Consider the following 21725-nt stretch of genomic DNA (forward strand, 5'->3'; position numbering starts at 1 on the left):
TTCAAAGCTTTCACAAAGGAAAACTCATGTCTGAGAACCTTGCTAAGACGATACAAGTCTTTCTGCCCTACACCTCGGTTATCCATCCAAAAACGAATAGCTTTGTTGCGAACAAATTGACAGGTTCTCATCGCCTCATCAATGGCTGCATATTGAGTTGTTTTCCCTTTAACTTTAAACTCTAAAACAATCATTTCACGTGGAAAACTCCTACGCAATTATTATACCATAATCAAAGCCGTCCTTGAAGGACGGGGCTTTAGACCCTGTTTCTTGGTAAAACAAACAATATCCGTTGTTTTATGAGAAAAACAACGGATATCAGCTTTTATTTGAATTAAAAGTTTAGTATTGACTACCTTACTTCTCTTTTCTCTCAATACGGGGTGGTTCGCGGAATGCGATCGCAAAAAAGAGAACGCCTATGGCTAGGGTCAAAATTAGAATGTAAGCAACGCTTTCCATATTAAAAACTCCTGCTTAGGTATTGGGTATTGGGTACTGGGTACTAGGTACTGGGTAATATTTCCCGATCCCTATTCCCCAGTCGCTAAAATTAAGCTTCCTTCCGAACGCGGGTTGATTTGTCACCCACTTTCTGGAATAGACCCCACTCTACTTGTTCTTCTAGATCCGCATCCACACCGGCGAATACGTCTCGGTAGATTGTCCGAGCGCCGTGCCAAATGTGGCCAAAGAAGAATAATAGAGCAAATACAGCGTGACCGAAGGTAAACCAACCTCTAGGAGATGTACGGAATACACCGTCAGAGTTTAAGGTTTCACGGTCAAATTCAAAGATTTCGCCGCCTTGAGCTTTACGGGCGTATTTCTTCACGTCGGCGGGATCGGTAAAGGTCTTACCATTCAAATCGCCACCGTAGAAGCTAACTTTTACACCAGTTTGTTCAAAGCTATACTTAGATTCTGCCCGACGGAAGGGGATGTCAGCGCGGACAACACCATCAGCATCGGTCAAAATTACCGGGAAGGTTTCAAAGAAGTTTGGTAGACGACGTACTGTTAGTTCGCGTCCTTCAGCATCTGTGAATACGGCGTGACCTTGCCAAGATTGAGCGATACCATCACCCTTAACCATTGGCCCGGTACGGAACAAACCACCCTTAGCGGGGCTGTTACCTACGTAATCGTAGAATGCTAGTTTTTCGGGAATTTGTGACCAAGCTTCAGAAAGGCTTGCACCTTGAGCTACGCTAGATTGCACGCGACGCTCAATTTCTTGACGGAAGTAGCCTTGATCCCATTGGTAACGGGTGGGGCCGAACAACTCGATGGGGGTGGTAGCGTTACCGTACCACATGGTTCCGGCAACTACGAAGGCTGCAAAGAATACTGCGGCAATACTGCTGGAAAGTACGGTTTCAATGTTACCCATCCGCAGGGCTTTGTAGAGCCTTTCGGGTGGTCTAACGGTGAGGTGGAATAAACCAGCAATGATACCGACAATACCCGCAGCAATGTGGTGAGCTACTACACCGCCTGGGTTGAATGGGTTAAACCCGTCTGGCCCCCATTCTGGCGCTACTGGCTGGACGCTTCCAGTTACTCCATAGGGGTCAGAAATCCACATTCCCGGGCCGAATAAGCCTGTGAGGTGGAAAGCACCGAAGCCGAAGCAAAGTAAACCAGATAAGAACAGGTGAATGCCAAACATTTTTGGCAAGTCTAGTGCAGGTTCACCGGTACGAGGATCTCTGAAGAGTTCCAAATCCCAGTAAACCCAGTGCCATACGGCAGCTAGGAATAATAAACCAGAAAGTACGATGTGAGCAGCAGCAACGCCTTCAAATGACCAGAAACCAGGGTCTGTTGCTGGGCCACCAGTCACGCTCCAACCGCCCCAAGATTGGGTAACGCCTAATCGTGCCATGAAGGGTAGCACGAACATTCCTTGCCGCCACATCGGGTTAAGAACTGGGTCGCTAGGGTCATAAATAGCTAGTTCGTATAGTGCCATCGAACCAGCCCAGCCTGCCACCAGGGCTGTGTGCATCAAGTGTACAGAAATCAGTCGTCCTGGGTCATTCAGAACAACTGTGTGTACTCGGTACCAGGGTAGTCCCATCGACTACGCTCCTCCTCGATGAGTTATGTTTACAAAACAATTTTCTTACTTAACAGTTATCAGTTATCAGTTACCAGTTAAGTAAGAGGGTTTAAGTCCCCCATTAGTTAGTGGTAGGCGTTGCTGGCGGGTGTAAATTCCTCACCATACGCCTGATAACTGTTTACTGTTCACTGTTCACTGTTTTAAGGTTCCAAGGTTGGAAGCCTCACCTCGGACTTCTCTGAAATTTTTTTTATTGCCAGAGTCTAATCCTTTACCACGTCTAAATTTATTAATCCAGAACAGTGGCTTATTTGGCAAGCTCAACCGCTTAGGGATTGTTTCCCTAGAGGGTGGCGATCGCCAAGTAAAAATGAGAATGTTTTAAAAAGTGTAACTATTGATGGAACTGTTTGCAAGCGGTTCAATCGATGCGTTAGCGAAGCTTACCGTAGGTATTGCCTCGCCTGTCAGGTTCATCTTCCCATAATTCGGGGTTAGAAGTTATTCTGTGTAACTTTAAAAATCTTTACAATTGTGGACAAGAAAAGAATGTAATTTTTTATTTCCTTTCCTTTATTAAAATTATTGTAATGAAATATACATCTAATACGTAAGTTTAGTTATGATATGAATACCCATGCACTATTTATGAATAAAATTGCTCATAGTCATCATGGCTACCAATCCAGAACCAAGTTACTGTGTCACCATCTAACACACCAAGCGCTCGATAACTTCGATTAACTCTCACAGACCAAATTGCTTCCTCAGTATTAATACATTTGAAATGCAAAGACGGATGGAATGGGTTTTCTGACCACATTCGATAAGCTTTGCGAGTATTCAATCTGACTTCATGATTTAACTGCCGATAACCTGCCCAGAATGACGGCAAGGTAGCTGATTTCATAGTTGTTCATAATCCATTGGAACGGATTTACCTTGAGCAATTTCTTGTCTAGCATTGCGGGCAGCAGCAACAAGTTTGGCTTGTGTTTTTTGAAACGATTTTTCCCACTGTGCTTCATCTTGTAAATCACTAATGTACTCTTGAAGATGTTCTGCAATTTGCTCCTGAATCTCTACAGATAGAGATTCCATCATTTTAACTACTTTGTTAATTGCTGTGGATGACATTTATGTAGCTCCGAAAAGAAGAGTAACGTTTTTCTCATTTTAATATTAAAGTTCACTGCTCATTCTTCTTGAGAAAATTGCTGATGCTAATAGTCAGGTCATAGTCAATAAAAATCGCAGATTAAATATGTTCTCAGGCGGGACAGCTTTTCCAGCGTCGCCTGAAAATGATGTTATATTTACTTTCTGCTTATTACCAGATTTTCTACTTAAAACTATGTTTGAGCTAAAGTAGGACTGATTGGATGTTTTGTAACTGACACTTAGCCTCGGCTGTCTCTAGGCGTTCAATTACTTGTTCTGCTGTCATGAGGCGTTTTAGCACTACTTGACCAATAGCTTCGCTAACTATAGCTGATGGGGTTGGCTTGACTTCTACGGTAATAACGGCATCTTCAATGCGATAAAGCCACATTAATTCGTTGTTTTCTACCAAAGAAATATTTAGGCGTTGAATATCAGGTTGTCTTCGCCATGCTGTGATTTGCCATAACCCCTCAGATGCCCATACTCTACCAATAGTCCATCCTTCAGTGAGAAAGAAATATTTCACGGTTTGAGTTCCTTTTTGGCAAGTTTTAATTGGTCAAGCAGTAGTTAACTACAACTACTGGAAACAATAAAATAATTTACGCAATATCTGCCCTGATAAACAAGTATTTTTAACAATTTTACTCAATAAATTAAATGATGAGTCAATAAAAATTGTTGCTTATTTACTACATATCACAGTCATCTATTAAATAATGTTGAATTATGACAATTTCACTAGTTTCAATTCTTATAATTATTGTGGGGCTACTTTATACTTAGTTACTTAATTAACATTTATAAATAAAACTTAGGACTTACGCAGGTGTGATAATCAAACTCACTGTAGGGTGCGTCAGCCCCAATAATTTCGTACAGATTCAAGGATTTTCCACATCTGACGCACCCTACCCCAAGTGCCAGTTGCGTAAGTCCTGAAATCAACAGAGCGATCGCCTAAATTAATTTGGAGAAATAAAATATAAAAGCTAATTTATATAGTATAATTGCTGACCGCTAACTGCAAAAATTGGGACGCTATGAATTGGTTTGCTTTGTCTGGGAGACGGATAACAAAATTTGTCTCTATATTCTGTCTTTGTTTAGTTTTGGTTATCAGTTGCACTCCTCGTCAACAAACAACTACACCAACATCGGGCGCTACTAATGCAACCGCAGGGGATGGGCGCATTACAGTAGGGACGACGGGTAAGCCAAGAACTCTAGATCCGGCTGATGCTTATGAAATACCATCTCTGAGCTTGTTGTTTAACATGAGCGATCGCCTCTATACTTATGAACCAGGTAGCACAGAAATTAAGCCGCAACTGGCGACAACATTACCAAAAATCAGCCCAGATGGTTTAACCTACACCATACCTGTACGCCAAGGAGTGGTTTTTCATGATGGCACGCCTTTTAACGCCAAGGCGATGGAATTTAGTATCCGGCGTTTTATCGAAAATAAAGGTAAACCCGCTTTCTTACTCGCTGATACTGTCGCTTCCGTGAAAGCCACAGGTGATTATGAGTTAACAATACAACTAAAAAAACCTTTTGCAGCGTTTCCTTCACTGTTAGCATTCTCAGGAATTTGTGCAGTTTCTCCCACAGCTTATGAAATTGGTGCGGGTAAATTTAAACCAGATACCTTTGTCGGGACTGGGCCTTACAAATTAGCACAGTATGGGACAGATTCTATACGCTTTGATGTTTTTGATAAATATTGGGGAGAAAAACCCAAAAATCAAGGCGTGAATGTGCAAATTCAAACTAGCCCAGTGAATTTATTCAACGCCTTTAGCACTGGTGCAGTAGATGTAGCTTATCAGTCTTTACAACCAGACCAAATTCAAAGTTTAGAACAAGGTGCTAAAAGAGGGGATTGGCAATCGATCACATCTCAAGGTAGTGTGGTGACATTCATGGCGTTGAACCGAAATCAACAGCCTTTAGATAAACTAGAAGTTAGACAAGCGATCGCATCAATTGTTGATCGGCAAATATTAAATACCAGGGCTTTATTTGGTCAAGCCGAACCACTTTATAGCTTAATTCCCAGCACTTTTAATGTGTCCCAGCCAGTTTTTAAAGAAAAGTATGGTGATGCTAACTATGATAAAGCCAAACAATTGCTAACTGCGGCTGGTTTTTCGCCAACAAACCCCGCAAAAGTGCAAATTTGGTATCCTTCAGGTTCAGCGCCTCGGAGTTTAGCAGCCCAGACATTAAAAGCGATCGCCGATCAAAATCTTGGTGGTATACTTCAGTTTGAAGTCAGTACAGTGGAAGGTACTACTTTCTACAAAGACATTTCTAAAGGTATATATCCCACCGCTTTAGTTGATTGGTATCCCGACTTTTTAGACCCAGATAACTATGTACAGCCATTCCTAGCTTGTCAAAAAGGGTCAGTTGCTAAAGGCTGTGAAGATGGCGGTAGCCAAACTCAAGGTTCTTTTTACTATAACGAAGCAGTCAACAAATTAATCGACCAGCAACGCCAAGAACAAAATCCTGCAACCCGCCAGAAAATATTTACAGAAATTCAAAATCAATTATCAACCGATATTCCTTACATTCCTTTGTGGCAAAGCAAAGATTACGTATTTGCTCGCAAAGGCATCAACAACGTCCAACTTGACCCATCGCAAATTCTCGTTTATAAGTCAATAGTCAAAGGTTAATAGTCCATAGTCCACAGTCAATAGTCCATAGTTTGATGACTTTTTACGCTATGTGGAAAAGGTAACGCCAGACCTAACCCCCCAGCCCCCTTCCCTACGTTCGCGCAGCGTGCCGTAGGCAGGGAAGGGGGAGAAATCAAAGCCTCTATCCTTGTAGGGGGGTGGTTTTATATAATCAGAGAAAAAACACAAATGTATTTCAAAGCCTCTCCCCCCGTGGGGGAGAGGTTTGGAGAGGGGTCAAAATCTCTGCTAAAACACAAGAAATCAGGACTTATAAATTTTTGTTTTTTCGTATGAAACCACCCTGGCGTGAGAGGTTTGGAGAGGGGTTCTCCAGATACCGTGAAAAGTCAGATAGTTTAATGACTGTTGACTGTTGACTGTTGACTGTTGACTGTTGACTGTTGACTAATGACTAATGACTAAAATATTATGTCTCGCTCCAAAGCCTTACAATATTACATAGTCTCGCGGTTACTCTTTGCGCCCTTGCAATTATTAACCATCATGACAATTGTATTCTTATTACTCAGAGCCACACCAGGAGATCCCGTAGATGCAATTCTGGGTGGACGTGCATCAGAAAGTGTTAAAGAACAATATCGAGAACAACTAGGTTTAAACCGACCCATATTTATACAGTACCTAAACTATTTAGGTGATTTGCTGCGGTTTGATTTAGGTACATCTTTAAGCAGCCAGGGAAAAGCCGTCTGGAATATTATTGGACAATATTTCCCAGCGACAGTAGAGTTAGCTGTGTTTAGTATGGTGGTTGCTTTGTTGGTGGGAATTTTGGTAGGTACACTTTCCGCTTCTCGTCCCGGAACATCCTTTGACCTTGGCGGACGGTTGTTTGGAATTATCACCTACGCCCTACCCATGTTTTGGGCAGGAATGATGTTACAGTTGATTTTCTCGGTACAATTGGGCTGGTTTCCCAACTCCAACCGTTTCCCGCCTAATCTCCAGCCTCCCTCGACAATTACGGGACTTTATACCCTCGATAGTTTACTTAGCGGCAAATTTGATTTGTTCTTAACATCATTGCATCATTTGGTGCTTCCCAGTGTGACTTTAGGAATTTTGCTGAGTGGAATTTTTGAGCGAATTGTGAGAGTTAATTTAAAGCAAACATTAAAAGCTGATTATGTAGAAGCAGCTAGAGCGAGGGGTATTTCTGAAAATAAGATTTTAGTATCTCATGCTTTAAAAAATGCGCTCATTCCGGTGATTACTGTTTTAGGATTAACCTTTGCTTCCCTGTTAGGTGGAGCGATTTTAACTGAGGTGACATTTTCTTGGCCTGGGTTAGCAAATAGGTTATATCAAGCAATCTCTGAGCGTGATTATCCCACAGTCCAAGGTGTACTAGTATTTTTCGGGGCAATTGTAGTGTCAGCAAGTATTTTGATTGATATTCTCAATGCTTATGTTGACCCACGTATCCGTTATTAACGTAGTTATTAACGTAGGGTGGGCAATGCCCACCACCATGATACTTTGGACATTGCCAACTAACTATTTTTTGCCTCACGCAAAGGCGCAAAGGTGCAAAGAAGGGAATTAAGATTTTAGGCAACAAACTATGAGTCAAGCCTTAACTAAACCTGTAACATTTGATGAGTTTATCGAATGGTATCCAGCAGACTCACAAGTGCGCTATGAATTACATGATGGGGTAATTGTTGAGATGCCAAAACCAAGAGGGAAGCATTCTAAAATTGCTGGATTTGGTATTAGTGTCATCAATGATGCTATTAAACTCTTAAATAAGAGTGGAATTTGGTTTATTCCTAGAGAATCGATAGTGAAAACATCAGAGGGAAAATCAGGATATGAACCAGATATTATTGTTTTGGATGAAACATCTCTTGTTAATGAGCCTAGATGGGAGAGTGAATCAATCATCGAACTAGCGGATTCTGTAAAATTAATTGTGGAAGTTGTCAATACTAATTGGCGAGATGAATACTATCGGAAATATTCTCAATATGAGGAAATGGGCATTCAAGAATACTGGATTATTGATTATGATGCTTTAGGCGGTAAGCGGTTTATTGGCGACCCAAAACAACCAACGATTTCAGTTCACAACCTTATTGATGGTGAATATGAAATTACGCAATTTAGAAATAATGAGCAGATTATTTCACCAACTTTACCAACTTTCACTCTCACTGCCCAGCAAATATTTAATGCGCGTTTGTGATTATAAATATGTTCAATTAAAGTCAGAGCGTTGCAAAAAATCTATCATCTGCGTTCATCTGCGTTCATCTGCGTTCGATTTTTTCCAAATCTATTATAACGATATCCCTGGGGAAATTACTCCACATTTCTTGACGTGCTTGAGCAATGTCTTCTTCACTAATATCTACTTTTAAATCCGCACATAATCCTCTCACAGTCCGTAAAGGAGGCTTAAGAGTAGTTTTTTGAGACAAAAATTCGGCAAATTCTAATAGTTGCTGCTGTTTATCCACAGGTAAGTGGCGTAATCTTTCTAACACTGCTTCTTCAAGATTCATCTAACCATCTCCTGATTTAACTTCCCAGCAGTTGTGATCAGTGAGTGAAATTTCAACTTTCTTATTGGCTGCTGGTGTTGCTATTGGTAGTTCACCACGCTCATTTAATTGTAACTTCACTTCTTGCTTGCTCCCGCTTACCCCCTATTTGTCGATAGCGAATAGATAATTGTTTTCTACCATGACCAATTACCAATTACCAATTACCAATTACCGACCCCCAAGATATGATAAGTGATTAAGCGGACATGACATCATACAGTGTATGCTCAAGCGGCTTTGGCAGTGGTTGAAAAAATTGTTGCGGCGTTTATTGGGTAGTCAGCAAATACCTGTGTCTCCTCCTGTGCGGGAAATGAGGAGAGGTGAAGTACCTCAGCTAACAGATGCGGAGTATGAGTCGATATTTCTCCGGCTATTAGCAGGGGTGAATGATGAAGGCTGGAGTAGAGGACGGGTAGAAGGTTTTTTGGATGCAAATTGCATTAATGAGGCGGCGTTGGTTCGGTGGTTGCGGGGTTTTGGTGAAAGGTTGTTAGCCTCTCCTACACCCAATGATGAGTTAGCACGGCGAATGGTGCAGTTGGCTGTGTTGAATGTTGGGGAAGTGGGAGATGTGGCGGGTGAGATTGGGAGGCGGTTACAGGAGGGAAGAGGAAGGAACCACAGAGGCGCAGAGGACACAGAGGAAAGAGAAACAAATAATCAATTTAATAATGGTGAGTTGGACGCAGAGGCTTGGTTTAATCAAGGTGTGGCGTTGGCAAATTTGGGCTTATATGAACAAGCGATCGCATCTTACGACAAAGCTATTGAAATTAAACACGATTTCCATAACGCTTGGCAAAATCGCGGTGTGGCGTTGCGTCAGCTAGGGCGATATGAAGAAGCAAACGCATCCTTTAACACAGCTTTCACTCAAGCCTTACAATTTACAATCAAACCTGATGACTGTGAAGCTTGGTTCAACCTGGGTTTGTCTCAAGCTAATTTAGGAGAATATGAACAAGCGATCGCATCTTACAACAAAGCCATCGAAATTCAACCAGACGACTACCAAGCATGGAACAACCGAGGTAATACACTGGATAAATTAGGGCAATATGAACAAGCGATCGCATCTTTTGACAATGCTCTGGCAATTCAACCAGACTTATACCAAGCATGGTACAACCAGGGTGTGGCACTGGATCATTTAGGACAATATGAACAAGCGATCGCATCTTACGACCAAGCCCTCCAAATTCAACCAGACTACTACCAAGCATGGTATAATAGGGGGCTTGCTCTGGTTGATTTAGGGCAATATGAACAAGCGATCGCATCTTACGACCAAGCCCTCCAAATTCAACCACACGATTACGTAGTATGGCACGACCGGGGTGTTGCACTGAAAAATTTAGGAGAATATGAAAAAGCGATCGCATCTTATGACAAAGCGCTGAAAATTCAACCACACGACTACCAAGCATGGTACAACCAGGGTATTGCACTGGGTAAATTAGGAGAATATGAAAAAGCGATCGCATCTTACGATAAAGCCATTAAGATAGAACATAATTTTCCTGAAGCTTGGACTAATCGTGGTATTTGTCTAATTAAATTAAACTTATATAAAGAAGCACTTGAGTCTTTTGATCGGGCTTTAGTCATCAATCCCAACTTCTCAGAAGTATTCAATGCCTGGAATGGTCAAGGCAATGTGCTAGAAAGATTAGGGCAATATGAAGAAGCGATCGCTTCTTACGACAATGCCCTGAAATTTGCATCAGATAACCATGCAGCTTGGATTAATCGGGGTATTGCAGCAGGAAAATCAGTTAGTTTTAATCAGTTGCTTGCTTTCTCTAGTGCTATTGCTAGACAAAATCCTCACCTTAACCAACGTGGTTATGAGGGAAGCTTAATAAGTTATGAAGAAGGTTTGAAGTATTGTCAGCAAAAAACTCACCCTGAAGGTTGGGGAATGTTGCATCAAGCAATAGGTAATGCTCGCTACTTTCGAGGAAAAGGAGATTTTCGTCTCCGCCGCTATTGGTACGAAGCTGTTATTAGCTACAATGAGGCGTTAAAAACTCTCACAGCATCAGATTTCCCTGAGTTGCATTTAGATGTTTTACAAGATTTAATTCGTGTCCATTCTGATTTAGGTCAAACAACTGAAGCCGCAGAACTCCAGCGACAAGCAACCGATATTTTACGGCGGTTGCTGGATGAACCAAATCGTTCTGATAAAAGCAAGAAACAACTGGCTTTAAAATTTGCATGGCTGCGACAGTTGACTGTTGATTTAGCTGTCCAGTCTGGGGAGTTGTTGCAAGCAGTGGAATTAGCAGAACAGGGGAAAAATGCTTGCTTGAGTTGGCTGTTAGATGGGTGGAGTGATGAGATTTTTTCCCCCAGCTACTCACAAATGCGACAACTGCTAAACCCCACAACAGCTATTATCTACTGGCATCTGAGCTTTTACGCCCTCCACACTTTCATTCTCAAACATGACACACCAGAACCAATATTATTAAAAGAATCTCAGTTGACTGAAGAAAACGGCGTGATCAGACAAGCGCAACGCCTACGGGATTTTGAGGACTGGCTGAAAAATTGGAATCAACAATACAATGATAATCGCAAGGGAAAGAAAGACGAGGAAGCCGGAACTTGGCGTGATAATTTGCCGCAAATGCTTTCAAGCTTGGCTGATATTCTCAATATCAACGCTATTGTTAATGAAATTCCTGATATTCAGCAGCTAATTTTAATTCCTCATCGTGATTTGCACCGCTTACCTATTCATGCCATCTTCCCGCCACAATACACAATCAGTTATTTACCTAGCGCTCAAATTGGCATCAATTTACAACAATTACAGCCAACAAATCTCAAATCAATTCCCGAATCATCTCTATTGAGTGTAGAACATCCCGAAAGTATAGATTATGACTCACTGGAGTTTGCCCAAATTGAATCACAAGTCATCAGCCAGATGTTTCCCCATCCTCACCGCATCGATTCTGAGGAAGTAACAAAGCCAGCATTGCTCAATGCTTTGCCCCAAGCTTACAATATTTTCCACTTTACAGGGCATGGTGAGTATAACTTTCACAATCCCGCTTTATCGTTTTTAGCCTTAGCTGGTGAAGATAGGCTAACTTTGGCAGATATCCGCGATTTTGATTTAACAAGCTATCAACTCGTCAGCCTTGCAGCTTGCGAAACTGCAATTACAGGTAATCACACCATCACTTCAGAATATGTCGGACTGGTAAGCGGTTTTATGGGTTGCGGTGTGGCTCATGTCCTCAGTACCCTATGGATTGTGGAATCTGAAGCTAGTGCTGTGGTGATGATGCGATTTTATCAAAAATTACAGCAAGGCAAATCAGCAGCCGTGGCTTTGGCTGAAACTACCCAATGGTTGCGAAACCTCACAAATGCAGAATTAGCAGAATGGTATGCAGATGAAATCAACAATTTGCCAGAAGAAGAGGAGATAGTTCGTGATGTATGGACAGAGAATTTAGACATTATTAAGAATACACAAGAAGCAAATAATCAACCTTATAATCACCCTTATTTCTGGGCAGCTTTTACCATCACAGGCAATTTTCCATTATGCAACCAATAGAAGCTTCTGTATTGAAAGCCTTTATTTTCGCAATATACCAGCTTGATACACCATTACCAGATACTATACAAGAGCAGATTAGGGAGATTAATCTTCCTCAAGATATTAGTAAATTAAAAAGCATAGCAAATAGTTATCCCCCCTTAGCTGCATCTTACAAGCAAGTGCGGGAACGGATAAATACAATGTCTAAATACCGCAGCAAAGGCAAGAAGAACTTGCCTGAATACGAACCGGAACCAGAAAATACAGAAATTGAAAATGTTTCTAGAGAAATTGAAGATGAGTTAGTCAAGTTTGAGCAAGAAGTTGATGATACCAATAAACTAGTAGTGCTATCTCGGCAGATTTTCCAGGCGTTAAACCCTGTAAAAGCTGCAAAAGATGTTATCAAAAAAATTCTTTCTTTATGAATCAGCAGTATCAATTAGTTCACCCAACGCTGGATTTATTTCTTTATGACCTCAAGGAAGGTTTAGGACAAGATGACGCGAAAATAACAGAAAATCGTCAACTATTTTGGCAAAAAGTTTATGGTGATAAGTTAGATAATAAGAAATTAGCAGAACTGGCAAAAGCCGAAGCAGATAGTTCTGATGATATTCAGCTACTAGGTAATAAAAAAGCGGAATTTTTTCCAGACCCTTTAGATGGATATTATTATCCTGTACAGTTGGGTGATACTTACGCTCTACAAGTAGACTGCACTGCTAATTATATAACTGATTATGAATATTCACCGCAATCTATTGATTGTTTCGAGAAGTTACAAACAGAAATCCTCACTAAAATTAATCATCAACATGGTAAACTTGGACAAACTTGGTTAATTTGGGGTCAACTAGCTACAAATAATCAAGACCCCCTCGCCACAGCCCAAGCTTGTTATGCACAATTAAAATTTAGCCATCAGCACAATTGGGACAAAGATGTTATTAAACAACAAGGTAAGTTTTTCGACGGGACTGTATTTGAACTGCGGCGACTCCCTACAGCAAATGAAAAATTGAGTGATGGTTATCACGTTTTAATCTGTTTGTTTCCCTCTCACCTCAAAACGGATGTAGTTATAGAAAAGAGTAAGAGTTTACTTATTCAACTAATTAGGCTTTTATGGTATCGCCATAAAATTATTTGGGCTTACTCCGAAAGTCGGAAACTAAAAGACAATTTAAAACAAGCAGATAAACTAGCGGATTCTATAATTAAGCATTTGAATACTAGCTTGCAAAGTCCGGATATTCAGATAAGCCAATTAGAAAAGTTCCTTAAAGATACACCAAAAATATTATTAAAATATACTAATAATTTAACTTATTTAGATGAAAAAAGACGAACAATTAATGTTAATATAGGAGATTATAAAAAACGTTACCTGGATATTACCAAATTAGATAGTCATAGCGATTGGCAATTCTTAGAAACTTTCAGCAACTATGCACAGGAAAAGTTTCTCGGACAAATTGAAACTGACCAAGCTAACTTCAGTCCAGGTTTAACATTAATGGAAAATTATATTAAGACTGTACAAGGTATTATCGAGATTGAGCGCACAAAAGGCGATCGCAATCTAGAAAACCTCATCGGTAGTGTGGGTATTGGGTTAGCCGTCAGCCAAATTGCATCATCCATCTTGGTGACTCAGCATCCACCAAAACCAGACAAATTATTTTTCCTGACAGAAGCCTTTTTGATTAGCGTTTTCGCTGGATTAGTTACCAGTATAATAGCCTGGAGATTGCTAAAAAAATATCGTAAGTAACAGCTATTTGCTGTATGTTTCGCTATTCTTCCTATGTCTAAACCGATAATCGAAAGTATATACACCGATGGGGCTTGTACTGGTAATCCTGGCCCTGGGGGTTGGGGTGTTGTCGTCTATTTTAGTGATGGTTCAGTTCACGAAATGGGGGATGCAGCCAGCCATACCACTAATAATAAGATGGAGATGCAGGCAGCGATCGCAGCTTTAAAATTTCTCCACGACTCTGGACAAACCCAACCCATTACCCTTTACACCGATAGTGAATACCTGATTAACTGCGTTACCAAGTGGGTAAAGGGTTGGAAAAAAAAGGGTTGGAAAAAAGCTGATGGAAACCCAGTCCAAAATCAAGACTTGTTAGAAACTTTAGATGAACTCAATAGTCGTAAAGTAAATTGGCATCATGTGCGCGGTCATTCTGGTAACGTAGGTAACGAACGCTGTGATGTGATTGCTCGCTCATTTGCAACTGGTAAAATACCATCTTTACAGCAACTTAGCCACAACGATTCTCATAAATCTTTACCTAATGTTACCAAAATAGATGTAGCAAAAGTACATAATCATGTTACAAACTCTACAATAGTTCACAAAACTACACCAGAAAGCAGTACCTCTGCATCCAACATCAACATCAACACTATGGAACCATCTACCGCACAAGTTGCGGCTACAATCGATGAAAACCCGCCGGAAAAGCGGGTGGAACAACTGCGGAACTTAGTAGAAACCCTGCGGATTGCGGACGAAATAGCAGCGAAAGGTTATCTCATCACCAGTTCGGAGTTAGCAGACTTAATGGATGTCCACGCCAGTGCTGTCACCAGTCGCGGGGATCAGTGGCGGTGGCGTAACTGGATTGTTTCACGAGTCCGCCGTGAGGGTAATCAAATTCTCTGGGAGTTGGAAAGAGGCGATCGCGTGGGGGGTGAAGAGGAATAAGGGAGAGGGGAGAGATGAGGGAGTAGGGGGAGATGAGGGAGTAACCCACCCCTAACCCCTCCCAGCAGGGGAATAGGAAGGAGAGGAGAAAATAATGACTCCCTACTCAGCACTCACTACTCTTTACTGTATTTTCTTCCTCGCCATTCTCTTGGGGTGCGGAATGCAGATAAGAAGATTCGCAACACTGCTAGAGGATCGGCTAGGGGTGACAGCCAAAATAGCCAGCCACCTTTAGCTGTTGTCCGGTCGTAGGAAGGTGCGATCGCCAATAGCATCGCAAAGCGAATCACAAGCAAGAACACATTTAACCCGAACAAAAGCTTGAGGGGTAGCAGTGAGGGTAAGAAACCAACAAGCAAGTAACCAAGTACAACCAGCAAAGGTAAACCCTGAACTGCCGAAAGTAACCATAAATCTCCCCAAATTTGGGCGCGGGAAGAAGCATCTTTCAAGTCCAGACTGCGCCCCCATTCCTTCCAAGTCTCCAACGCCCCCTCATACATCCGCACCTTCAACACCTTAGCACCGTCCAAAAAGCCCACCTTAAACCCTTGGGCTGCAATATGACGGGCTAGGGTGACATCATCACAAAAAGAGCTACTAGCGCTACTGTAACCACCCACAGCCGCTAGTACAGAACGACGGCATAAAAAGCATTGTCCGTTTGCCATGACCCTTTCTGGTTGGTCTGCGTTAACGCCTGCGGGGTCAAATCGGAAAAGTAAAGTCATCAGCAAGGCGGGTTGCAACAAGCATTCCCCCGGATACTGGAGGATAAACTGGGGTGAAAGGGACACTAAGTCGTATCCTTGCGCCTCGGCTGTCTTCACCAAACTCGCCACTAAACCAGGATGGGGCTGAGTGTCCGCATCCATCCCCAAAAACCATTGACTATTTTCTGAACTATACAAAAAGCCGTTATGCAATGCCCAAGGTCTACCCACCCAATTGGCGGGTAAAGGATCATCATTGATGAGGCGAAAGCGGGGATCTTGCTGTTGGGCAGCTTTTACTAAGTCGGGAGTGCCATCTTGGGACTTGCTGTCTACCACAATTACTTCCCGAACTTCGTAACTTTGGCGACTCAACCCAGCCAACAAAGGGCTGATACGCAGGGCTTCATTTAGTGTAGGAACAACAACGCTCACCTGACCCAAAAGTTCTGGTGTGGGCTGTTGGGGCTGGATTGGCGCTAGTCGTCTTGGCCCCTTAAATAGACGAGACAGCAGAATTGCTGTTGCTGGCACTTGGATGAGTAATAACAGAAGCGCCAAAGCACTTGCTGCTGTCAAAGCGTTGTCCACGATAAAAATACTATGTAACTCGAAATCGCTAATCTAACAAGAGTGTTTTTGATGTTGAATCGGGTGTGGAGGAGTGCTGAGTAGTGAGTGCTGAGTAATTATTCTCTTCCCAGTCACGCCAGTTCGCTCAACGGAGGGAACCTCCGCACGCGACTGGCTCCCCAGTCCCCAGTCCCCAGTCCCCAGTCCCCAATTCCTAATTCACCGCTTTAATGCTGGCAATGGAGACTTCATTTGCAGTTGGTTCCACGCTCAGTTGACCTGATGCAGATGAGCCTTTCCACCACAGGTATAAAGCCGGGGCGACACCTGTCAATACGCCCAACAATACAGGAATAGAGAAGCCTGCTGCCAAGCTCATGACGGTAGCGAAACCAAAGTTGCCTAAATAAACTACTAGAGGTAGATTAAGCTGCGATCGCTCAAATTTGATCGGCTGGTTTCTCCACAAAATAGCCGCGACTGTCATGAATACTGCACCTGTACCCAACCAACCTGCAAAGTTTTGATAAGGCATCCCAAAGAATGCTCCTGGTTGTTGCCAATACCAGAAGGGTAGGGAAGTTTGGCTCATGGCAGGATCAAGGACAAAATCCCAGGAGGTTAGTAGTAACGAGCCTAAAGCGATCGCGCCCACATGGCGTAACAAGCTGGGTTTTTTATCTACATCTAAACCAGCGCGTCCCAATAGGTAGGAGGAGCATCCCACATAAAACCAGGATAAGGGAATGGTGAAAGGTACTAACCCAGCAATTTTATAGCCCAAGCCACTTAAATAACTGTAATGACCAAAAGGAAAACCTGTGCTGGTTCCTAGCAGTTCACTGGTTAAGGATATCAATACCGCAGGTAGCATAAAACCCAAAGTACGACCCAAACCCAATGTCCGCAACGCATATAAAAATACTGCTGCTGCGCCCAAAATCATGTAAACTACACCACCACCAGCCATACTCCATTGCATGGCTTTCTGCCCGAACTCAGACAGATGGAAAAGCACTTCGGCGTTAGGTACAACTAAGAGTATCCCTACTAATCCAAACACCATTGAGACGATGTGACCAATCAGGCATACGCGCTCTGCGATAACAAGTTGTTTCATGATCATTCCTTGAACACGATGTGATACGTGGCTAGTTGGCTGATATATAGTTTACAAATGTTTACTAAAATATTTAACTAGTTTATACCGTAATTCTGGGCAAAATTTATTTAAACTTTTGTCAGAGCTTAACCACCTATTAATTGCAACTAGAAAAAATAGGATGATAAACTAATAGTCTAAGCGATCGCAGTCAAAATCCATCCAAGTAAGTGAGATTTTTTGCCGCCTAAAAGGTTGGTGTGTTTGTTATCGCCTTCTCAAGTGAGGCAATCATCACAAAACCTACCTTGCTAGGAACAAGCCCTGAATTTCAAACAATATTTTCGACAGAGTAAAGTTTTCTATCTATAGTTATACCAACCCATGCCAATTGTAAAGAAACTTCCCTGGCTAGCCCTACTGCTATTAATGTTGAGCTACAGCACATTGGGTTGGGTATTATCTGATATACAAGCCCCTTGGTTTGCCTGGATTACTCTTGTGTTAACTATGGTTTTTTTGATAGGAACTATCACAGCCCCCTATCCCAATATCACAATTTTCTCTAATGTTTTCCTTGCATCCAGTATTAGAAGTTTTTTCACTGCTGTAGCTGGTGCATTCTTCTTCTTTCTGATGATAGCTTGGTTTCGTGTGTTTCTGGACACACTTCTCATCGTTTCCGCCGCTCTCCTAGCAAGAATAGACTTCCAGTCAGATGGATTTACAGAATGGCAAGCTTTTATCGCTACATTTACTTTTTCAATTGCTGGAGTGGGATTAGGCGCATTGATTAATATGCTGTTGACACAAAAGATTGTACTGAGTTTGTAGTAAGCACTTTAGTGCTGATACCTAAATAAATGTAGGGTGGGCAGTGCAGCGCCAAAAACAAGACATGGTAAGCATTGCCCACCCTACCATTAGTACAATGACAGCAAATTGCAGGTAAATAAGGTACAGATATAAACAAACTTTTGTAGGGTGGGCATCTTGCCCGCCCTTGTGTACCTCACTCAGATGAAATGTGCTGCAGTTTGAATGCAGTGAGAGGACTAAAGTCCTCTCTGCGAGACGCTGCGCGAACACTACAAACATTAGCTAGCTACTGCTTCTGCGGTAGCTGCGGGGTAAACACTAACTTTCTTGCGAGATTTGCCTTTTCTTTCAAAGGTGACTAAACCATCAACCAAGGCATACAAAGTATCATCTTTACCGATACCAACGTTGTTACCAGGATGAAACTTAGTTCCACGTTGACGCACGAGAATGTTGCCAGCACGGACTACTTGTCCACCAAAGCGCTTTACACCCAGACGCTGGGCATTAGAATCACGACCGTTGCGTGTACTACCTGTTCCTTTCTTATGAGCCATAATTTCCTTTTTATTGCTTCTTTACTATTATTCAGCAGCAGCTTCTGTCTCTGGGGTAGCGGCAGGAGTTTCAGCAGTTGCGGGTGTTTCTGCTGCGAACACTGTGCCATTCAGGGTGATGGAATCAATTAAAAGTCTAGTGATTTCCTGGCGATGCCCCCGTTTTTTGCGGGTTTTCTTTTTCGGCTTCATTTTATAAACCAGGACTTTGCGACCTCTCAGATGCCGCAAAACCGTCCCTTGCACTGTTGCCCCAGCTACTAACGGCTGTCCAATGGTGACTTCGCCATCGTTCTGCACTAGTAATACAGAATCTATTGTAACTTTTTCATCTGGTTGGGCAGAGAGGAGTTCAATATCGTAAAAACGACCTGGCTCAACTCGCACTTGCTTGCCGCCAGTCTCAATAATCGCGTATGCCATGAAATTGTCCTTAAAGTTGCCGTACAGGTAGCTGATGATGATTGACCAGCTTTTGCAGTATGTCTACCTGATCCGAGCAGGTAATTAGACAGACAATCTCTAATTATATTTTATCAGCTAGCGTTAAGTCAAGGTTTTACCTATAGTTTTTGCGCCAGTAGTTACAAGATTTAAAATTTGAAAACTTATCAATTAATTTTTAAAGATTTTGCGTAATTCTCAAAATTCTGGATGAAGTTAATAATGACACAGAACAGCACCAACAAGTCTGAGCAACGGAATCTCCTTGCTCAGATTTTCCCTTTTTTAGGAAGGAAGTGGGGAGATGGGGGAGATGGGGGAGATGAGGGAGATGAGGGAGATGGGGGAGATGAGGGAGATGAGGGAGATGGGGGAGATGAGGGAGATGGGGGAGATGGGGGAGATGAGGGAGATGAGGGAGATGGGGGAGTAACCCACCCCTAAGCCCCTCCTGGGAGGGGAACAGGGAGAATGACTAATGACTAATGACTAATGACTAATGACTAATGACTAACATATAGTTAAGATGCTCGATTAGGAGAAGGTAAGATGACTTCCCAAGTTGTAGATACCACTTCAGAATTAATTGCCAAGCTACAAACTCTACCACCAGAGAAGTTACAGCAGGTGCTAGATTTTGTGGAATTTTTAGCCCAGAAATATACTCAACCCCAAGAAATAGAACAACAGCCTGAAAAACGGGTATTAGGCTTACATCAAGGTCAAATTTGGATGAGTGATGATTTTAATGATCCTTTACCGGATGAATTTTGGTTGGGTGAAGGTGAGATATGAATTTACTTTTGGATACCCATGTACTGATTTGGTCAACAGGAAATCCCGAAAAGCTATCTGAAAATGTGAGGAACTTGTTACTAGATACTAGCAACTCTTGGGTGGTTAGTATCGCTAGTGTTTGGGAGATACAAATTAAATATCAGCTTGGTAAGCTGAATTTAATCTCACCTCTTCCCAGCTTGATAGAAACGCAACAGCGAGTAAATAAATTACGAATCTTACCTATTGAATTAGCTCATATCTACGCACTAGATGGTTTACCAAACCATCACCGTGACCCTTTTGACAGAATTGTTATAGCTCAGGCGATAGTTGAAAAAATACCTTTGTTAAGTGTTGATACAGTTTTTGATGCTTATCCAATTCAAAAGATTTGGTAGGAAGGATTGATTATTTCCCTACGTTGGTTATAGGTAAGAAATATGAAAAGAATTGAAGTTGAACAAAGAACAATTCTAGTTGGGTTAGCTGGTAGCCACGGGTATGGGTTAAATCGTCCTGACTCTGATTTAGATTTTCGGGGTGTGTTTATTGCACCTAAAAGGTATTATTTGGGTTTTGACAATATAGAACAGAAAGATTCTGGTTGGGATGAACCGGGTTTATTTCCCTTTATTGATGGAAATAAGGACACGGTTATATATGAATTAAGAAAATTACTTCAGTTGTTATCGGGAGCTAATCCTAATGTTTTAGAATTGCTATGGTTAAATGAATATCCTGTTTTAACTGATGTTGGAAGGCATTTAATTCAGCATCGACAACTATTTTTAAGTAAGAAGGTTAAACATACTTATTCAGGATATGCGTTTGCTCAAATCAAAAAGATGGAAACTCATCGTAAGTGGTTGTTAAATCCACCTGAGAAGAAACCACTACCATCTGATTTTGGTATAGAAGATGAAGCGCCACTAATTAAGGATGAGTTGAATGCTTTTTTGGAGTATCTCTATATTTTAATTAGAGGTCGGATTGAATTTTTGGAAGAAGCGGAACAATTATATAAGTTATTAACGGCTGATATTGATTTTAAGGGTGTTTTGAAACAGTATGCTTTACCGGATGAGAGTTTGGAGTATACGCAAAAGTTAACTAATAGCCGTAAAGATTTTATTCGGTTACTACAGAAAAGTCAGAGCTACCAAATAGCTTTAAGAGAATGGAAAGCTTATTTAACATGGCAAGAAAATCGTAACCCGGCTAGGGCGGAGATGGAAAGAAAATCTGGTTTTGATTTGAAGCATGGAATGCACTGCATTCGTTTGTTACGCAGTGGTTTGGAAATATTAAAGACTGGTGAAATAACTGTAGATAGAAGAGTTGCGGGTGATGTTGAGGATTTAAAAGCTATTCTCAGGGGGGAATATTCTTATCAGAAGGTAATGCAGATGGCTGATGATTTAGTGGCTGAAATGGATGCTATTTATGAACAGTCAACTCTAGCGCATAGACCTGATTTAGAAAAAATTAATGATTTGTGTATGGAATTGGTGGAAATGCAAGGTTGGGGAGAATAGTTATTAGTCATTAGTCAAAAAATTAAGTTTCAGGTTGTCAATACGAACTATGGAATTTTAACTTTTGACTAATTAGAGAGTGATGAGTAAGTCGGCGAAACCGTACAGGCTGATGAAGAGAGCAAGTAAGGCTGTGAGCCGGGCAACTTTTTGTTCGGGGGAGGGTGCGATCGCTTCTCGCACTAAAATAGAAATGGATGAGCCAACTACTAAACTCAAGCCCAGTACCATATAAGGTTTGTCTGGTAAAATCGTGGCAATGCTTAACATGGCGATCGCTAACACCAGCATCAACAATTCTACAAACCGGGGTGGGTTGTATTGGCTAGCTAAAATCAAGCTGCTTAACCAAGAGTTCCAATATCTCATAATTCAATGCTGATTGTAGAGTGCTGAGTGCTGAGTGCT

24 protein-coding genes and 1 pseudogene are annotated in these 21725 nt (G+C 41.8%); 13 read left to right on the plus strand and 12 right to left on the minus strand.

The features are described from left to right. The 3 genes and pseudogenes from H6G83_RS27010 to psbB form a co-directional block, all read right to left on the minus strand. Nucleotides 1-194, minus strand: a pseudogene (locus tag H6G83_RS27010) (hypothetical protein); the annotation flags it as partial. Nucleotides 195-360: 166 nt separating this feature from the next. Further along, nucleotides 361-465 (minus strand): photosystem II reaction center protein T, encoded by a 105-nt coding sequence (locus H6G83_RS27015; protein WP_082727189.1) that lies wholly within the window; start codon nt 463-465, stop codon nt 361-363. Between the two features lie 91 nt (nt 466-556). Next, nucleotides 557-2086 carry a photosystem II chlorophyll-binding protein CP47 gene (psbB, locus tag H6G83_RS27020; protein ID WP_190477786.1) on the minus strand — a complete coding sequence of 510 codons (1530 nt, stop codon included), beginning with the start codon at nt 2084-2086 and terminating at the stop codon, nt 557-559. A gap of 199 nt (nt 2087-2285) precedes the next feature. Between psbB and H6G83_RS27025 the strand changes: the two genes are divergently transcribed. Then, nucleotides 2286-2456, plus strand: a complete 171-nt coding sequence (locus tag H6G83_RS27025; protein WP_190477788.1) for a hypothetical protein — start codon at nt 2286-2288, stop codon at nt 2454-2456. A 261-nt stretch (nt 2457-2717) separates the two neighbouring features. On the opposite strand, the gene H6G83_RS27030 is transcribed toward H6G83_RS27025, so the two are convergent. The 3 genes from H6G83_RS27030 to H6G83_RS27040 all read right to left on the minus strand — a co-directional run bounded on the left by H6G83_RS27030 (nt 2718) and on the right by H6G83_RS27040 (nt 3761). Beyond that, complete coding sequence (locus H6G83_RS27030) at nt 2718-2981, minus strand: ParE family toxin-like protein (RefSeq protein WP_190477790.1); 264 nt, start codon at nt 2979-2981, stop codon at nt 2718-2720. Continuing rightward, entirely contained in the window at nt 2978-3208 is a 231-nt protein-coding gene (locus tag H6G83_RS27035) for a hypothetical protein (RefSeq protein WP_190477792.1), read from the minus strand. Before H6G83_RS27035 ends, H6G83_RS27030 begins: the two co-directional genes overlap by 4 nt. Nucleotides 3209-3434: 226 nt before the next feature. Then, a complete protein-coding gene (locus H6G83_RS27040; protein WP_190477794.1) occupies nt 3435-3761 on the minus strand; it encodes a hypothetical protein in 327 nt (108 codons plus the stop codon). Between the two features lie 517 nt (nt 3762-4278). On the opposite strand from H6G83_RS27040, the gene H6G83_RS27045 reads away from it, so the two are divergent. The 3 genes from H6G83_RS27045 to H6G83_RS27055 all read left to right on the plus strand — a co-directional run bounded on the left by H6G83_RS27045 (nt 4279) and on the right by H6G83_RS27055 (nt 8140). Further along, on the plus strand, nt 4279-5925 hold the full coding sequence (locus H6G83_RS27045) for an ABC transporter substrate-binding protein (RefSeq protein WP_190477796.1): 1647 nt from the start codon (nt 4279-4281) through the stop codon (nt 5923-5925). Nucleotides 5926-6360: 435 nt separating this feature from the next. Beyond that, complete coding sequence (locus H6G83_RS27050; RefSeq protein WP_190477798.1) at nt 6361-7386, plus strand: ABC transporter permease; 1026 nt, start codon at nt 6361-6363, stop codon at nt 7384-7386. Nucleotides 7387-7516: 130 nt separating this feature from the next. Beyond that, nucleotides 7517-8140, plus strand: coding sequence for a Uma2 family endonuclease (locus H6G83_RS27055; RefSeq protein WP_190477800.1), 624 nt, complete (start codon nt 7517-7519; stop codon nt 8138-8140). A gap of 64 nt (nt 8141-8204) precedes the next feature. On the opposite strand, the gene H6G83_RS27060 is transcribed toward H6G83_RS27055, so the two are convergent. After that, the gene (locus H6G83_RS27060) at nt 8205-8459 is read right to left on the minus strand and encodes a hypothetical protein (RefSeq protein WP_190477802.1); all 255 of its coding nucleotides are present in this window, start codon (nt 8457-8459) and stop codon (nt 8205-8207) included. A 265-nt stretch (nt 8460-8724) separates the two neighbouring features. On the opposite strand from H6G83_RS27060, the gene H6G83_RS27065 reads away from it, so the two are divergent. The 4 genes from H6G83_RS27065 to rnhA are packed head-to-tail and all read left to right on the plus strand — an operon-like array spanning nt 8725 to nt 14791. Next, nucleotides 8725-12084 (plus strand): CHAT domain-containing protein, encoded by a 3360-nt coding sequence (locus tag H6G83_RS27065; RefSeq protein WP_190477804.1) that lies wholly within the window; start codon nt 8725-8727, stop codon nt 12082-12084. Further along, nucleotides 12072-12497, plus strand: a complete 426-nt coding sequence (locus tag H6G83_RS27070) for a hypothetical protein (protein ID WP_190477806.1) — start codon at nt 12072-12074, stop codon at nt 12495-12497. The genes H6G83_RS27065 and H6G83_RS27070 overlap by 13 nt, the downstream gene beginning before the upstream one ends. Further along, nucleotides 12494-13846: a hypothetical protein gene (locus tag H6G83_RS27075; protein WP_190477808.1), complete on the plus strand. Its 1353-nt coding sequence runs from the start codon at nt 12494-12496 to the stop codon at nt 13844-13846. Before H6G83_RS27070 ends, H6G83_RS27075 begins: the two co-directional genes overlap by 4 nt. A 33-nt stretch (nt 13847-13879) precedes the next feature. Continuing rightward, nucleotides 13880-14791 (plus strand): ribonuclease HI, encoded by a 912-nt coding sequence (gene rnhA / locus H6G83_RS27080; RefSeq protein ID WP_190477810.1) that lies wholly within the window; start codon nt 13880-13882, stop codon nt 14789-14791. A gap of 116 nt (nt 14792-14907) precedes the next feature. Here rnhA and cruG read toward each other — a convergent pair whose 3' ends face one another. Together cruG and cruF are read right to left on the minus strand one after the other, a co-directional pair. After that, nucleotides 14908-16098, minus strand: coding sequence for a 2'-O-glycosyltransferase CruG (cruG, locus tag H6G83_RS27085; RefSeq protein WP_190477812.1), 1191 nt, complete (start codon nt 16096-16098; stop codon nt 14908-14910). A gap of 196 nt (nt 16099-16294) precedes the next feature. Further along, entirely contained in the window at nt 16295-17200 is a 906-nt protein-coding gene (gene cruF / locus H6G83_RS27090) for a gamma-carotene 1'-hydroxylase CruF (protein ID WP_190477814.1), read from the minus strand. A 366-nt stretch (nt 17201-17566) separates the two neighbouring features. Here cruF and H6G83_RS27095 point away from each other — a divergent pair, with 366 nt between their 5' ends. Beyond that, nucleotides 17567-18016: a hypothetical protein gene (locus H6G83_RS27095; protein WP_190477816.1), complete on the plus strand. Its 450-nt coding sequence runs from the start codon at nt 17567-17569 to the stop codon at nt 18014-18016. Nucleotides 18017-18279: 263 nt separating this feature from the next. On the opposite strand, the gene rpmA is transcribed toward H6G83_RS27095, so the two are convergent. Both rpmA and rplU read right to left on the minus strand, forming a co-directional pair. Then, complete coding sequence (rpmA, locus tag H6G83_RS27100) at nt 18280-18558, minus strand: 50S ribosomal protein L27 (RefSeq protein ID WP_190477817.1); 279 nt, start codon at nt 18556-18558, stop codon at nt 18280-18282. 27 nt (nt 18559-18585) lie between these two features. Beyond that, nucleotides 18586-18981: a 50S ribosomal protein L21 gene (gene rplU, locus H6G83_RS27105; protein ID WP_190477820.1), complete on the minus strand. Its 396-nt coding sequence runs from the start codon at nt 18979-18981 to the stop codon at nt 18586-18588. A gap of 243 nt (nt 18982-19224) precedes the next feature. On the opposite strand from rplU, the gene H6G83_RS27110 reads away from it, so the two are divergent. The 4 genes from H6G83_RS27110 to H6G83_RS27125 all read left to right on the plus strand — a co-directional run bounded on the left by H6G83_RS27110 (nt 19225) and on the right by H6G83_RS27125 (nt 21317). Next, the gene (locus H6G83_RS27110) at nt 19225-19446 is read left to right on the plus strand and encodes a hypothetical protein (RefSeq protein ID WP_190477822.1); all 222 of its coding nucleotides are present in this window, start codon (nt 19225-19227) and stop codon (nt 19444-19446) included. A 105-nt stretch (nt 19447-19551) separates the two neighbouring features. Then, on the plus strand, nt 19552-19797 hold the full coding sequence (vapB, locus tag H6G83_RS27115; RefSeq protein WP_190477823.1) for a type II toxin-antitoxin system VapB family antitoxin: 246 nt from the start codon (nt 19552-19554) through the stop codon (nt 19795-19797). Continuing rightward, a complete protein-coding gene (locus tag H6G83_RS27120) occupies nt 19794-20180 on the plus strand; it encodes a type II toxin-antitoxin system VapC family toxin (RefSeq protein WP_190477824.1) in 387 nt (128 codons plus the stop codon). Before vapB ends, H6G83_RS27120 begins: the two co-directional genes overlap by 4 nt. 42 nt (nt 20181-20222) lie before the next feature. After that, the gene (locus H6G83_RS27125; RefSeq protein ID WP_190477826.1) at nt 20223-21317 is read left to right on the plus strand and encodes a nucleotidyltransferase domain-containing protein; all 1095 of its coding nucleotides are present in this window, start codon (nt 20223-20225) and stop codon (nt 21315-21317) included. A 72-nt stretch (nt 21318-21389) separates the two neighbouring features. Here the strand turns inward: H6G83_RS27125 and H6G83_RS27130 are convergent, their stop codons facing one another. Further along, nucleotides 21390-21686 (minus strand): hypothetical protein, encoded by a 297-nt coding sequence (locus H6G83_RS27130; RefSeq protein WP_190477829.1) that lies wholly within the window; start codon nt 21684-21686, stop codon nt 21390-21392. Nucleotides 21687-21725: the final 39 nt, after the last annotated feature.

Origin of the sequence: Anabaena azotica FACHB-119 (genome assembly GCF_014697625.1) — a bacterium.
GTDB classification, from domain to species: domain Bacteria; phylum Cyanobacteriota; class Cyanobacteriia; order Cyanobacteriales; family Nostocaceae; genus Trichormus; species Trichormus azoticus_A.